Raw genomic sequence first — 15,935 nt, 5'->3', positions numbered from 1 at the left:
GAGATTCATGCACGTATGGCAGTATTAAATAAATTTACGGACTTAGGCAGACCACATACCCGAGTTGTCACTTAAATTTGAGTAGATATGAGAAGTCTTAACTTTTAAATCTTTGTGCAACAAAGCCTTTAAAAAGTAAAAATGAAAGCATTTTGACCGACAATACTTTAAGTCATCAAACCCAAAACTTGCTGTATTTGGTCAAAGAAAGTGAAACGTCTTGTCTGCAAAACTTTAATGTCTGTTTAAATAAAATTCAGGGGTTGTCTGAAAATAGCAGCCGAGAAGAACGTTATGCGGCGCTGAGTGAAATTTATTTGGCAAAAGCTTTAGATGCTGGGCGTAGTAGCCAGTGCAATGCCACTCTTAAAAGTAACAGTTGTGTTGAGCAAGAGCTTGCGTTGTTTGATAAAAGCTTGCGCTATAGCTATGTCTATCTATTTGACTCTGAAGAGTCGCCTTTCGATCGGGTATTTGACCATCGCCAAAATCAGGTACGTATCTTTTATAACGTCGCCTTGTCGAAGCTCATGACCACGTATTTTAATCATTTAAATACGCTTCATTTCCCACCTTTACTAAAAGCAGATGGGCATGAGTACCACGTTAACTTTGATCATGCTGTAGATGTACAGCATATTGAAGTCGATACCTTTCGCTCTAGCTATAACATGAACTTTTCAGGGTTTAATACTGTCAACCGTAAGGATGGCTTAGGCGCGGAGTTTATTGTGGGGCGTAAGGAGCATGATGTAAATCATGGTTTTATTTTAGATCCCGACGCTTTTTATGCTCACCAGAGTAATCCCAACATTCATTTACCACGTTTCTTTCCAGTCACGGCTATTGCTTACCCAAAACAAAAGGCCACAGCCGATCAGGTCATTGATGGGGCAGAGTTAGAAATTGCCATGTTTGACCCATACCGACAGGACCGCGTAAAAGTTGAAGGCGTGGACTATCCGCTTACTGCCAACTATTCGGCGCCTTATGGGCTATGGTTATCGAAATATAATTTAGGTGCAGCAGGCTATTGGTCTTTAATTAATAAAGAAGCCAATTTGATTATGCCGCATTTATATATGCTGGAACCCTTTAACCCCAATAAGAAAATTATTGTGTTTATTCATGGCTTGGCAAGCAGCCCAGAGGCATGGGTGAGCCTAACCAATGACATTATGGGTGATGCCGAATTAAGACAAAACTACCAAGTTTGGCAGGTGTTTTATTCAACCAGTATGCCGATTTTTGAAAGTCGTTTTCAGATTTATTCTTTGCTGAATCAGGCTTTTCAAAACATTGCGAAAGACAGTTATGTGGCACACGATGCCGTATTGGTTGGGCATAGTATGGGCGGCGTGATTAGTCGCTTGCTAGTAAGCGATGCAGATGTTTCTGATTTAGCCGTGCAAAAAATGAATGAAGCACAGTTAAAGCGTTTAAAAGAAAATCCGGTTATTCGAGAGCGTTTTCAGTTCAAAGATTTGCCCTATTTTAAGCGGGTTGTTTTTGTTTCGGCGCCGCATCATGGTACTGACTATGCTGACCGATGGTTTACCCAAATTGCTCGCCGTATTATTCGCTTACCTGCCGACTTTTTTATTGCCGTTGAAATGAGAGATGAGAAAAATACCAAACTCAGAAAAGGCTTAATTGAAAATGGAGCGAGTAATTTAAGTCGTTCTTCTAACTTTATGCAGTTGACCCAAGCCATTCAACCCTCGTCCAACGTGGTCTATCACTCAATTATGGGCAACATAAATGGTACGACAGATAAGTCAAAAATGAGCGATGGGATTGTGCCGTATCAAAGTTCACATTTAGGTGGAGAGCAGTCGGAGCTGATTATTAAAGGTGGGCATTCGATTCAAACTAGCCCTGAGGCAATTTTAGAATTACGCCGTATTTTACGATTGCATTTAAAACAGTCGCCGCCTTCAAAATAGATTTTTAGTTTTTAGAAAACCACTGCTGAAATAGCTCAACAGTGGTTGAAGTCATTAATTAAGCTGGTTTTGTTTGAGCGATTTTTTGTGCTCAAAGTAGCTGATTGAAAAAATAACCAAGCCAACCAAATACAACACACCAGACAACAGAAGTAAGTCTAAACCTGCTGCATAGAGCAACCAAAGTGCATAGATTGAAGCGACACTTGCAATGGCAATATGCGGCGTACGTTTGTGGCGAATAGATTCTTTAAGATAAAAAGCCGATACCAGAAAATAAGGTAGCAAAATCATTACCGATGAAATCAATAAAAGCTGAGTGTAGTTTTTATTAAAAAAATACACGGCAATCAAAGAACCTTGCACCACCATAGTAGTTAGCCATAGTGATGAAATCGGCACATTATTTTGGTTATTCTTTAAAAATAGTTTTGGGAATGCGCCATTTTTTGCAGCTAGATATGGAATTTCAGTGGCAAATAACGTCCAGCTTAAATAAGACGATGAAACTGAAATAATAAGCCCAATGGTAATAATAATGGTACCCGGTAGACCGATGAGTTGCTGCAAAATGGTCGCCATAGATGGGTTATGCATGCCTGCAAGCACTTCACGGCTCACTACACCATAAGCCAATACTGTGACCATCACGTAAAAACTTAATGCCAGCAACACACCTAAAATGGTCGCTTTGCCAATGTCATGACGATTTTTTGCACGTGATGATAAAACCACCGCACCTTCAATACCGGTAAATACCCAAAGGGTAATGAGCATCAGGTCTTTTACTTGCTGCCAAAGGGGAACTTTTAAAGAAAAATCATTTAAGTTGAGTTTGAATAGATCAAACTTAAAGGCAATGAAGGTAAAGAAGATGAAAACCACCATTGGAATAATTTTGGCAATGGTTGCCAGTAAATTCACAATCGCAGCTTCCTTAATACCTCGGCTTACTAACCAGTGCACCAGCCATACAAAAATGCTTGATCCAATCAGTGAGTAGAGCGTATTACCTTCACCAAAAATAACGTGGTCTTTGCTGTCGGTAAACATGCCGACACCTGAAAAGGCAATCACTACATAACCGACAATACCAATGGTAGTACACAACCAATAGCCCCACGCCGAGCAAAACCCGATGAGGTCTCCAAAGCCTTCGCGTGCATAGTTATAAATACCGCCATCTAGATCTGGTCGTTGACGGGTTAAATGCAACAATGAGAGAGCCAAGAAAATAATGCCGACTCCGGTAATGAGCCATGCAACAAGAAGGGCAGAGCCGTTGGCGACTTGAGCCATATTTTGGGGGAGGCTAAATACGCCTGACCCCACCATAGAACTAAATACCAGCGCTGTAAGAGACAGTAATCCGATTTTGGCAGCAGACATGGTATTTATTCTTTAAAAAATTGAGAAAGTTCAGCAATGTGTTCTGGTCCAATACCACAGCAACCACCCACTAAACTTGCACCTGCTTGCTGCCATTGTTTAGCAAAAGTAAGATAAGCAGGAGCGTCTAAGTCTTTACGAATTTCATCCAGACCATCGTTAGCAGTAGCGCTTTCATCTTGTGGTGGGAACGCGTTGGCATAAGCACCAATTTGCACAGACTCAGGAATAAGTCCTTTAATTTCGTTAATCGCTTGCAAGATCACTTCAGGTTGGCAGCAGTTAAACAATACTGCTTTGGCATTTGACTGCTTTATAAAGTCAGCCACTTGTTGCATATTTTCGCCAGAACGAAGTAAAGCTTGTTCTTGTTTAATCTCATCTTGTAGCGTAAATGACACCCAATAGTCCTTACCATCTTGTGGCAATAATGCATGGACTGTTTCAACTTCTTTTAAGCATGATTGAGTTTCAGCGAGCCAGAAATCTACCTCTGGTGCCAATGTGTTAATAATTGGCTCAGCAAGATTTTTAGCCTGTTCCGGTTGGAACAAGTCGGCGCGGTAAGAACCAAATAACGGTGGTAAGCAGCCTGCGATTTTGACATTTTTGCCGCTTTCTTTAACTGCATTTTTTGCTTGTTCAATCGCAACATTAATTAAACGCACGCCGTCAGTTTCAAAACGTTCTTGACCAATATGAAATGGCACAACCGCATAGTTATTGGTTGTAATGACTTCTGCACCAGCGTTGATAAAGTCGAGGTGGACTTCTTTTACTGTTTCAGGTGCTTCAATGAGTGCAAGCGCAGACCACTCAGGTTGACGAAACGGAGCGCCACGGCGAGCCAATTCACGGCCTAAACCGCCATCTAAAATTTTCATAAATTACAACGTAAAGGGAGAAAAATAATTCAGCTAATCTAGCGTGTAGACGAATGCTATTCAATCGCGAATATGCTCGATATATTTCTAAATAAATTAGATTGTTATGAATATTTTTTCTTAAAAGGAATTCTGTAAATGCTGTTCAGTTTTACTGATGAACTTCATGTGAAAAAGAAAATAGATATTCATGAAGTATACAGACTAAAAATAGTCTTATAGCGCGCCGTATTGCTGCCAGCTTTCACCAGTATGCTGTGTTTGATAATACGCTTTAAGTTGTTCAAGCTGCGTAAAATGTACGCCTGACCAAATCAATAAACTAATTAATATGAGTACTTTAGATAAACTACGAACTTTACTTACTTGAGTAAAAGCCAACACAACAAAAAATAGCGCAGGTAAAAATATAAAGAACTGGATAGGGGAGAAAAATAGATGAGCCGTGCTGAAATATAACGCGAGTGCACTCATGAGCACATTTAAAACAGAACACAGTTTTTGATATTTACCGAGCTTAAAAGAATAGGCAGTAATGACAAATAACACGGCTGAGCTGACGTAAATAGCTGTACCGCCAATCATCCACATATAAAACCCACTTAACAAAAGATAAGCCAGTAGCAAAACAAGTACGAGCTTAAAACAAAACGGTAAGAGGCGAGGTGATGATTTTAAAGGCGTCATGGCAAGTCTAAATATCTCAACAGAAGTCTTAAAAAACAAAAGGACGAATCGAAATTCATCCTTTTGATATTTTACTTATACATCATCAAACTTAGTTTGCTTTTGCAACAGGGGCAGCAGCAGTTTCATCGTTTGCAGCTTTGAACGGAGATGTATAGTTCAAGCCAAGCGTAGAGCTTGTGTACTGACGAACTTTGTCGAGTAACACAGGGTCTTTGCTTAAGTCTTGTTTATAAGAAACCACAATTTCATGAAGCTTCTGGTTCCACTTACCTTCAGTTTGCTGAGGGAAAGCTTTTTCAAGCAAGTTAAGCATGATGTATGGAGAAGTCGAAGCACCCGGAGACGCACCTAACAATGCAGTTACAGCGCCATCTTTAGATGCAAAGATTTCTGTACCGAATTGAAGTGTTGCAGGTTTACCCGGTTCTTTTTTGATGATCTGAACACGTTGACCACCTTGGCTTAAACGCCAGTCTTCAGCTTTCGCATCTGGGTAGTATTTACGAAGTTCATTGAGACGGTCTTCATCTGACATCATCACTTGGCTCACCAAGTATTTAACAAGATCAAGGTTTTCCAAGCCAACAGTGGTCATTGGTAAAACATTGCTTTTATTTGTTGAAGCAAGTAAGTCAAGTTGAGAACCATTTTTTAGGAACTTGTTTGAATACGTTGCAAATGGTCCAAACAATACATATTTTTTACCGTCGATATAACGTGTATCAATATGTGGTACAGACATTGGAGGCGCACCAAGTTCCGCACGACCATATACTTTCGCTGTGTGCTGAGCAGTAATTGCTGGGTTGTCAGTAATTAAGAACTCACCACCTACAGGGAAGCCAGCATATTGTTTCGCTTCTGGTAAACCAGTAAGTTGCAATAATTTAACCGCGGCACCACCTGCACCGATAAATACAAAACGCGTTTTAACGTGGTCTGTTTTACCAGTTTTCAAATTTTTGAAAGACACCGTCCAAGTTTTGTCATCATTTTGGCTGATGCCAGTCACTTCAGTTGAAGTCTGTAATTTGAAGTTAGGGTTTTGGTTTAAGTGATTCACTAATTGTTTAGTGATTGAACCATAGTTCACGTCAGAACCAACTTCCATACGAGTCGCTGCAACTTTTTGAGTTGGATCACGATCGGTCATGACTAAAGGCGCCCATTGTTTAATCACAGCTGGGTCTTCAGTAAATTTCATGCCTTTGAAAAGCGGGCTTTGAATCATGGCAGCATAACGTTTTTCTAAGAATTTAACGTTATCGCCCCAAACAAAAGCAATGTGTGGAACTGGGTTAATGAATGTTTTTGGTTCAGCTAAAACGCCTTGTTTTACCTGATATGACCAGAACTGTTTAGCAACTTCAAACTGAGAAGCAACTTTTTCAGCTTTGGCAATTTCCATCTTACCGTTTTTCTCTTCGGTATAGTTCATTTCCATAAAGCCAGAGTGGCCTGTTCCGGCATTGTTAAAGCCGTTTGAACTTTCTTGAGCAACTTGATCAAGACGCTCAAACATACGAATTTGCCAATTCGGTTCAAGCTCAGTGAAATAAGTACCGAGAGTGGCACTCATGATACCGCCGCCAACAAGAACAGCATCAACAACTGGCTCATCTTTTGCAGTTTGTACTTGTTTTGACGCAATCGGTCTAAACAAGAAAACAATACCCGCAATTAAAATAAGAATGATTAATACCAGAAGGTATTTCAAAAACTTTTTCATGTAAGGGGGACCTTAAAATAAGTTATTTGAGTCACTTAAGGTGTGAGGAAACCTAGACAGCGTATCCAGACAAAACGGATATAAATGCGAAAGTAAAATTCTCCAAAACAGAGAACTTTGAAAAAAGAAAAATTACTTGGGATTATCGCAAACACTCTATATTTTAGACTAATTTTGCATTGACAATACAATTTTTATAATAAATGGGTTCTATTAAAATCATAAATATGATTTATATTTGATCAAATTAAACTTTTATAAGATTATTTTTAGTTTTAATTTTATTGTAAGTAATTGAAAATAAATTAATAAAACAAATTTGGTTAAACTTAAGCCATTTGAAGGATATGCTTCGATAAAAATAGGTGAATTTTTAATTTATGACCTATTGATGTAATTAATATCCTTGCATGACCTTATTTTTCTGTCATACATAGTTCTTATTAATATGAGTGCTATAAATAATAAATTAAGGGCATATTCCTGCATAAGAAATATGCCCTTAAAGATTTTATGATGCTACATAGAATGGTGCAGTCGAACGTGGTAACGCTTCGCGTCCACGAATTTGGTCTGCAATTTTCTCGGCAATCATAATGGTGGTTGCATTTAAGTTACCGGTAATAATCAGCGGCATAATTGAGGCATCAACTACACGCAAACCATTCATACCGTGTACACGGCCTTGACCATCTACAACAGCCATTTCGTCTTCGCCCATCTTACAGCTACAAGACGGGTGGTAAGCTGTTTCTGCATGGTTACGAACAAAGTCATCAAGCTCTGCATCTGTCTGCAAATGTTTGCCCGGGCTAATTTCATCACCACGATATGGGGCAAGCGCAGGTTGATGCATGATTTCACGCGTGATACGGATTGCATCACGGAACTCACGCCAGTCTTGTTCAGTCGACATGTAGTTAAACAAGATACTTGGATGCGCAAACGGGTCTTTCGATTTAAGTTTGATACGACCGCGTGAAGGTGAACGCATTGAACCCACGTGTGCTTGGAAGCCATGTTCTTTTACTGCATTACTACCATTGTAGTTAATAGCTACTGGCAAGAAATGGTATTGAATGTTTGGCCACTTAAATTCATCCGAACTACGGATAAATCCACCAGCTTCAAACTGGTTACTTGCGCCAATACCTGTACCATTGAATAGCCACTCGGCACCAATGGCAGGTTGGTTATACCATTTTAAAGCAGGGTATAAAGAAACGGGTTGCTTACATTTATACTGTAAGTACATTTCCAAGTGATCTTGCAAGTTTTCACCCACGCCCGGCAAATCATGAACCACATCAATATCCATTGATTTTAAGAAGGTACTTTGACCTACACCTGAACGCTGTAAAATTTGCGGTGACGCAATTGCGCCTGCACAAAGTAATACTTCACGTTTAACCAAGGCACGTTGCAAGTTGTTTTGATCAGCACCAATAATATATTCAACACCAATTGCTTGCTTTTGATTAAACAAGATTTTGTTGGTCGTCGCGTGAGTTAAAATAGTGAGGTTTGGACGACCTTTTGCCATATCCAAATAACCACGTGCGGTACTTGAACGGCGGCCTTTAGGCGTAACCGTACGGTCCATTGGACCAAAACCTTCTTGCTGATAACCGTTTAAATCGTCAGTACGTGGGTAACCTGCCTGTACACCTGCTTCAACCATTGCATGGAACAGTACATTATTGCCATTTTTGGGTGTAGCCACTGATACAGGGCCGCTATCACCATGATAGTCGTTGCCACCAATGTCACGAGTCTCGGCTTTTTTGTAGTAAGGCAAACAGTCGGCATAAGTCCAGTTTTCAAGGCCTTTATGGGTCGCCCATTGTTCTAAATCCATTGCGTTACCGCGGATATAGCACATACCATTAATTAAAGATGAGCCACCTAAGCCTTTACCACGACCACACTCCATACGACGGTTGTTCATGTGTGGCTCTGGGTCAGTTAAATAAGCCCAGTTATAGCGACGACCTTGAAGAGGGTAGGCCAAAGCTGCCGGCATTTGTGTACGGAAATCCAAGCGATAATCTGGTCCACCTGCTTCTAGCAGTAAAACAGTGGTATCTTTGTCTTCAGTAAGACGCGCAGCGAGTACATTTCCGGCAGATCCTGCGCCAATAATAATGTAATCATATTCTTTAATATTCATAACTATCCTTTTTTTACTAACAGTTTGCCTGAGCAATCTATAAAGACTGCTCGGCATATGTGATTTAGGTTGAAGGTTTTAGAGCGATTGAGGCATTAAAAAATGCTTTGATAATCGCCAAGTTCAACTTGAATAGATTTGATACGGGTATAGTGCCCAAGCGTGGTTAAGCCATTTTCGCGGCCCACACCAGATTGCTTGTAGCCACCAACTGGCATTTCGGCAGGTGATTCACCCCAAGTGTTAATCCAGCAAATACCAGCTTCAATTTGGTGAATAATGCGATGAGCGCGGCTAATATCTTGAGTGACCACACCGGCAGCTAGACCAAAGGTCGTGTCGTTGGCACGTTGAATCACTTCTGCTTCGGTTTCATAGCTTAAGATGCTCATGACAGGTCCAAAAATTTCTTCTTGAACAATCGCCATCTGGTCAGTGCAGTCGCTAAATACAGTCGGTAGTACATAAGCGCCTTTGGCAAGTTCGCCTTCTGTCGCACGACCACCACCGATTAATACTTTAGCGCCTTGTTGTTTGCCTGACTCAATGAAAGACAACACTTTTTCCATATGTGGGAAGCTAGTGAGTGGCCCGAAGTTTGTGTCTTCAGCCATTGGGTCACCAATACGAATACGTTTTACACGTTCTACAACCGCTTTTTCAAAGTCGGCTAAACGTGATTTTGGAACAAAGACACGCGTACCGTTGGTACATACTTGACCTGAGCTAAAGAAGTTGGCCATAACCGCAATGTCTGCGGCACGGTTAAGGTCAGCATCTTCACAAATAATGAGTGGTGACTTCCCACCAAGCTCCATAGTCACTTCTTTTAGTGTAGAGCCAGCAGCACTTGCCATCACTTTTTTGCCAGTTTCTACACCACCTGTGAATGAGATTTTTTCAATCACAGGATGTTCTGTGAGCCATTGACCGATTTCACGACCGGCACCTTGTACCACGTTAAATACGCCGTCTGGTAAACCAGCTTCTGTATAGATTTCTGCAAGTTTTAATGCAGTAAGCGGGGTTGTTTCGCTTGGCTTGAAAATCATGGCATTGCCGGCAGCAAGGGCAGGGGCAGATTTCCATAAAGCGATTTGGATTGGATAGTTCCAGGCACCAATACCTGCAACTACGCCTAAAGGTTCGCGGCGTGTATAAAAGAAACTTGATTCGCGAAGCGGAACTTGTTCGCCCTGAATAGCTGTTGCAAGTCCTGCGTAGTATTCGAGTACATCTGCACCAGTCACAATATCGACGGTAGATGTTTCGCTGTAGGCTTTACCGGTGTCGAGTGTTTCAAGACGGGCAAGCTCATCATTACGTTCACGGAGAATATCGACAGCACGGCGTAAAATACGTGAACGCTCCATAGCGGTCATGGCTGCCCAGATTTTTTGTCCTTGTTGGGCACTTTTTACAGCAGCTTCAATATCTTGTTCAGATGCCTGTTGAAGAGTCGCGATAATTTCGCCGTTGGCAGGGTTAATACTATTAAATGTTTTACCACTGGTTGCTTCAACGTAGCGTCCATGGATATACAATTGATGAACTTGTACATCACTCATTTTGTCTCTCCTGCAAAGGCTTGTTCGCAAATTGCAATTGCGTTTTTACATAATCGTAAGCAATGGAACGGGCCAGTTCGCTGTCAAATTCATTGTGACGGCTTAAACTGCCACGTAGCCATAATCCATCAATCAATGCTGCCAGACCTCTTGCGGCAACACTGGCCTGTTGTTCATCCATTAACTTGAGAAAATAAAACTTCAAGTTGGAATACAGGCGTTGATCATTAATCTTTTGCAAACGGCTCAGGTCCGGTACATGCATGCTTGCAGACCAAAAGTCTAACCAGACCCGCATTGCTTTTTCATTTACCTGACTAATGTCAAAGTTAGAGTCAATAATTGCCTTAATCTGGCTTTCCGGATGCGAATCTGCTTCTGCTCTGTACTGTTCGGTTTTCCGACGCAAAACATTGAGCATTTCTTGCATACAGGTATTTATTAACCCTTGTTTGTCGCCAAAGTAATGGCTGACAATACCGGTCGACAACTCGGCTTTTTTTGCAATTTGTGCAATGGTGGTATTGGATAACCCCACTTCATAAATTACGTCGAGTGCAGCGTTCATAATCTCTTCACGGCGCACATGCTCTGGTTTTACTCTGCGTTTTGTCATGATTGTCCACATCAGCACTTTTACGGGTGCTTTAAATTCAGCATGTTAACTTGCAGAGCATCATAGCACTTTTTTTATCATACTTGTTATTGATTGAACGTTCAATCAATAACAAGTATGATGTGTAAAAATCAATGAATTTTTGAATCTTACTTCGGGGTAGAAGAGATAGAATCAGAAGTTCTTACGGATAGGATGATGCGCATAAGTCCGGTACTTATCACGTTATTTTGGAAAAAATACACCGATTGCAAGGAGCAATAAGATGGTGTTGAAAAGTGATGGATATTCTTCAGACCATATTCGGTTAAATCGTTTTGTATTTTGGAGTTCGGCAGTCAGTATCGGCATTTTTGGCCTATTATTTGTGCTGTTTCCAGAAAAAAGTCAGTTTTGGCTGACCTATGTGCAAGAGCAGGTAAACCACTTTTTCGGGTGGTATTACATGTTGGTGATTGTGCTGTGTTTAGGCTTTGTGGCTTGGCTTGCCTTCTCAAAAGTGGGACAGATTCCTTTAGGAAAAGACCACGACAAACCTGAGTTTGGTTATTTGGCTTGGACCTCAATGCTGTTTTCGGCAGGTATTGGTATCGCGCTACTTTATTATGGTGTTGCTGAACCTGTTGACCATTTTCTAAGACCGCCAGAAGGTGAGGCAGGTACTATTCAGGCCGCCCGCAATGCCATGACCTATAGCTTTTTGCACTGGGGGATTCATGGCTGGGTACTTTATGCCTTGCTAGGTGTGACATTAGGTTATTTTGCCTTTAGACAAGATTTACCACTCGCACTACGTTCGGCACTCTATCCAATTTTTGGAGAGCGAGTTCATGGGCTGGTAGGTGATTTTGTCGATGGCTTTGGTATTTTAGCAACCGTAATTTCTTTGGTGACCAACTTAGGTATTGGTGCTTTGGTATTGGTTTCAGGCATTTGTTATTTAATTCCTGAAATACCGCATAGCTCTGCAACTTTAATCACTGCAGTTTTAATCATGATGTTTGTGGCGACAGTCACTACAGTGATCGGGATTGAAAAAGGCTTAGCGTGGTTATCGCGTATTAATTTACGTTTACTCTATGCTTTGCTTTTATTTGTATTTTTAACCGGACCGACTAACCATTTGTTAAATGGTCTTGTACAAAATACGGGCGATTACCTTAATAATTTTATGGGTAAAAGTTTTGATATGTATTTATACAATCAAAAAGCCAGTGGCTGGTTGGGTTCATGGACTGTGTTTTATTGGGCATGGTGGATTGCTTGGGCACCTTTTGTAGGAATGTTTATTGCCCGCATTTCCAAAGGCCGAACTATTCGAGAAGTGGTTTTGGGTGTATGCCTTATTCCATTAGGTTTTACCTTGGCTTGGATCTCGATTTTTGGAAATACTGCAATTCATTTAATTCTCAATCAAAAACAGAAAGTTTTAGGTGATATGGTTTTAAGTGACCCTGCATTGTCATTATTCAAATTACTCGAATATCTCCCGTTTAATCCGTATATTGCCGGGATTGTTGTTGTAATTTGTTTCGTTTTATTTTTGACACCGGTTGGGTCTGGTACACTAATGATCGCCAATTTGTCCTCGAAAGGGGGCACCAGTGATAGTGATTCACCGATCTGGTTACGCATCTTTTGGTCTGTGGTCATTACCATTGTAAGTATCGGCTTATTATTAGCAGGTAGTTTTAACTCCATGCAAAGTGCAGTGGTGTTATGTGGTTTACCATTTTCTGTGATTATTTTGCTTTATATGTTTGGTTTAGCCAAAGCCTTAAAGCAAGATGATTTTGACCCGAATGTTGCGAAAAAGCAGTTAGCTATTTCAAAAGACATTTCTATTCCATCGAATTGTGACCAGAACAAAGTGACCGAGGTTTTATAACCTTGGTTCATCACATTTATTTATATTTTTTGCGTTCAAAGCAGTCTTTTCATTATTGTTAAATAGTGAAAAGACTAAATTGAATATTTTATTTTTCTTCTATTCCTTGAGGATTGTATGGCAACAGATAATCCAAGAGCAGTTGATGATTTAACATTATCTAAATCTAAAAAAGACCCGCTTAACCGTGTGGTTTTTTATATTTCAGCTCTAATCATTTTAATCTTTTCTCTCGTTACTTTTTTATTTAACGATTTCGCAAATCGAACCATTAACACCGTCCTCGCGTGGGTAACGTCAACCTTTGGCTGGTACTATTTACTGGCTGCAACGCTGTATATGGTGTTTGTAATTTTCATTGCCTGCTCACGGTATGGTGAGATTAAACTTGGTCCTAAACACTCAAAGCCTGAGTTTAGTTTACTGAGTTGGTCTGCCATGCTGTTTTCGGCAGGTATTGGTATCGATTTAATGTTCTTCTCGGTGGCTGAGCCATTATCTCATTATATGCAGCCGCCTGTCGGCGTAGGTCAGACCTATGAAGCGGCACGCCAAAGTATGGTGTGGACGCTGTTTCACTATGGTTTGACCGGATGGTGTATGTATGCCTTGATTGGTATGGCACTTGGTTATTTCAGTTATCGCTATAACTTGCCGCTTACCATTCGTTCTGCACTTTACCCAATTTTTGGGAACAGGATTAATGGGGCCATCGGCCATAGTGTAGATACTGCTGCCGTCATCGGGACAATTTTTGGTATTGCGACCACCTGCGGGATTGGCGTGGTACAGCTGAACTATGGTTTACATGTTTTATTAGGACTGCCAGAGAATATCTGGATGCAGTTTGCACTCATTGCCATTGCAGTCGGTATTAGTATTATTTCAGTGACATCCGGAGTGAATAAAGGCCTTCGGATTTTGTCTGAAATCAATATTTATGTATCGATTGGTCTTTTACTGTTTATTTTGTTCTTGGGCAATACCGAGTTTTTACTCAATGCGCTAGTACAAAATATTGGTGATTATTTAACTCGCTTCCCAACCTTAGCCTTACAAAGTTTTGCTTTTGAGCAACCTAAAGATTGGATGAGCAGTTGGACCTTGTTCTTCTGGGCATGGTGGATTGCTTGGTCGCCATTTGTAGGTTTGTTTTTGGCCCGTATTTCTAGAGGCCGTACTATTCGTGAGTTTGTGTGCGGGACTTTAATTATTCCTCTGTTATTTACCTTAACGTGGTTATCCATTTTTGGTAATAGCGCATTGCACAGTGTTATTTTTGAAGGCAACCAGACTTTAGCTGCAACGGTATTATCTAATCCGGCACATGGTTTTTATGACCTGTTAGCGCAGTACCCGGGTTTTACCTTTATTGCTTCAGTCGCAACAGTGACGGGCCTTTTATTCTATGTGACTTCTGCCGATTCGGGTGCATTGGTTTTAGGTAACTTCACGACCAAGCTTACCCATATTGATAATGATGCGCCGCGTTGGTTAAGCGTGTTTTGGGCAATTGCCATTGGGTTATTAACACTCGCTATGCTGATGACCAACGGGATTACCGCTTTGCAGAATGCAACCATTATTATGGGACTGCCGTTTAGTTTCGTGATGTTCCTTGTCATGGCGGGGCTTTATAAGTCGCTCAGACTTGAAGACTACAGGCATGCTAGTCGAAGTATGAACGCGGCACCTGTTGTGGGTAACGTCGACATTCTCAATTGGAAACAGCGTTTGACTCGGGTTATGCATCATCCGGGAACGACTGAAACCAGACGAATGCTCGATACCGTTTGCAAACCTGCCGTTCAAGCTGTTGCCGATGAACTCATTAAGCAAGGTATGAACGTAGATGTGCAGCAAACACCACTTGAAGATGAAGAGGCGCTATATCATCTCGATATCACTATTCATTTGGAAGAAGAGCAAAACTTCGTTTATCAGATTTGGCCTGTTCGTTATAGCGCACCTAACTTTAGTCAGCGTGTAAAACGAGGCAAACAGTTCTATTACCGTCTCGAAACCTATCTTTATGAAGGTTCTCAAGACAACGACCTTGTGGGTTACAGTAAAGAACAGGTTATTAATGACATTTTAGATAAATATGAAAGACATATGACGTTTTTACATATTAATCGTATTAGCCCTGGGAACCGTCCATTATTCCCAGATCCACAAGCTTAAGGGGAATATGCATGGTTTCACCATATCTGCATTCTTTTGCTTTATTTTTCTCTTTGCTCAATCCTTTTTTAATGAGCATTTATATGATTGGCCTCATCCGCCATTCAGAAACCAAGGTATTTAACAAAGCCTTAATTCAAGGGAGCTTGATTGCTTATATCGTCTTTATGTTGTTTGCATGGGGCGGTGAAGCAATCTTTAGTAAATACCTGAATGTACGCTTTGAGGCTTTCCAGATTTTTGGTGGTCTTATCTTTTTGGTGATTGGTTACCGCTATGTGTTTCAGGGTGCAGATACCATTGGTGAAATGCGCGGTGCACCTGAACATTTGGCCGGCACTATCGCCATGCCTTTTATGATTGGGCCGGGAACCATTAGTGCAGCTGTGGTGACAGGTATTGAAATGTCGATTGGTGCTGCGGCACTTGTGATCGGGTTTACCATGTTTTTAACATGCAGTATTTTGATCTTGATGAAATTTTCACATGATCATTTGCGTTACAAACATGCAAAATATATCGATCGTTATTTCGATATTGTCGGGCGTTTATCTGCTTTATTAATCGGTACGATTGCTGTTGATATGATTATTAATGGCGTTACCGGACTGATCCATAAAGTATAATGAACCTCATATAAAACGATGCTGTGTCATTTAAAATGGAACAAAATGGCATAGCATCTTTTGATTATTTTTGACCGCTCAATAACTGTCTATTTAAGAAAAACTAAAAAATTATTAAAAATAATAGCTTAAAAAATATTCGTTCAAAAAAAGAATTAACAATATTAAAAAATACGATGCTATGTTGTGGATTTAAGCATGTTTTTTTTGTGAATTATCAACCATAATGTTTTCTGAGCTTGTTT

At 40.6% G+C, this 15,935-nt stretch carries 10 protein-coding genes and 1 pseudogene; 4 read left to right on the top strand and 7 right to left on the bottom strand.

All coding sequences use genetic code 11. The features are described 5' to 3' along the window. Positions 1–128 precede the first annotated feature (128 nt). A pseudogene (locus tag NQ782_RS13505) lies at positions 129–1,946 on the top strand (lipase family alpha/beta hydrolase); the annotation flags it as partial. A 54-nt stretch (positions 1,947–2,000) separates the two neighbouring features. Here the strand turns inward: NQ782_RS13505 and NQ782_RS13500 are convergent. The 7 genes from NQ782_RS13500 to betI form a co-directional block, all read right to left on the bottom strand. Beyond that, complete coding sequence (locus tag NQ782_RS13500) at positions 2,001–3,335, bottom strand: basic amino acid/polyamine antiporter (protein ID WP_001271340.1); 1,335 nt, start codon at positions 3,333–3,335, stop codon at positions 2,001–2,003. A gap of 5 nt (positions 3,336–3,340) precedes the next feature. Next, positions 3,341–4,219 carry a homocysteine S-methyltransferase family protein gene (locus NQ782_RS13495; protein WP_000697116.1) on the bottom strand — a complete coding sequence of 293 codons (879 nt, stop codon included), beginning with the start codon at positions 4,217–4,219 and terminating at the stop codon, positions 3,341–3,343. 216 nt (positions 4,220–4,435) lie between these two features. Continuing rightward, a complete protein-coding gene (locus NQ782_RS13490) occupies positions 4,436–4,906 on the bottom strand; it encodes a hypothetical protein (RefSeq protein WP_032047049.1) in 471 nt (156 codons plus the stop codon). Positions 4,907–4,997: 91 nt separating this feature from the next. After that, on the bottom strand, positions 4,998–6,638 hold the full coding sequence (mqo, locus tag NQ782_RS13485; RefSeq protein ID WP_000714073.1) for a malate dehydrogenase (quinone): 1,641 nt from the start codon (positions 6,636–6,638) through the stop codon (positions 4,998–5,000). Positions 6,639–7,149: 511 nt separating this feature from the next. After that, positions 7,150–8,808: a choline dehydrogenase gene (gene betA / locus NQ782_RS13480; protein ID WP_057093058.1), complete on the bottom strand. Its 1,659-nt coding sequence runs from the start codon at positions 8,806–8,808 to the stop codon at positions 7,150–7,152. Positions 8,809–8,903: 95 nt separating this feature from the next. Then, a complete protein-coding gene (gene betB, locus NQ782_RS13475; protein ID WP_057093060.1) occupies positions 8,904–10,376 on the bottom strand; it encodes a betaine-aldehyde dehydrogenase in 1,473 nt (490 codons plus the stop codon). Beyond that, positions 10,369–10,992 carry a transcriptional regulator BetI gene (gene betI / locus NQ782_RS13470; RefSeq protein WP_000166965.1) on the bottom strand — a complete coding sequence of 208 codons (624 nt, stop codon included), beginning with the start codon at positions 10,990–10,992 and terminating at the stop codon, positions 10,369–10,371. Before betI ends, betB begins: the two co-directional genes overlap by 8 nt. Positions 10,993–11,257: 265 nt before the next feature. On the opposite strand from betI, the gene NQ782_RS13465 reads away from it, so the two are divergent. From NQ782_RS13465 to NQ782_RS13455, 3 genes are all read left to right on the top strand, one after another. Then, positions 11,258–12,880: a BCCT family transporter gene (locus tag NQ782_RS13465; RefSeq protein ID WP_000243375.1), complete on the top strand. Its 1,623-nt coding sequence runs from the start codon at positions 11,258–11,260 to the stop codon at positions 12,878–12,880. 117 nt (positions 12,881–12,997) lie between these two features. Further along, on the top strand, positions 12,998–15,064 hold the full coding sequence (locus NQ782_RS13460) for a choline transporter (RefSeq protein ID WP_000179784.1): 2,067 nt from the start codon (positions 12,998–13,000) through the stop codon (positions 15,062–15,064). Between the two features lie 11 nt (positions 15,065–15,075). Beyond that, complete coding sequence (locus tag NQ782_RS13455) at positions 15,076–15,690, top strand: MarC family protein (RefSeq protein ID WP_000254582.1); 615 nt, start codon at positions 15,076–15,078, stop codon at positions 15,688–15,690. The last annotated feature ends 245 nt before the right edge of the window (positions 15,691–15,935 follow it).

Origin of the sequence: Acinetobacter sp. BD54, from assembly GCF_044778325.1 — a bacterium.
GTDB lineage: Bacteria > Pseudomonadota > Gammaproteobacteria > Pseudomonadales > Moraxellaceae > Acinetobacter > Acinetobacter baumannii.
The sequence above is the reverse complement of the archived record's forward strand: the minus strand, read 5'-3'. Positions and strand labels throughout refer to the sequence as shown.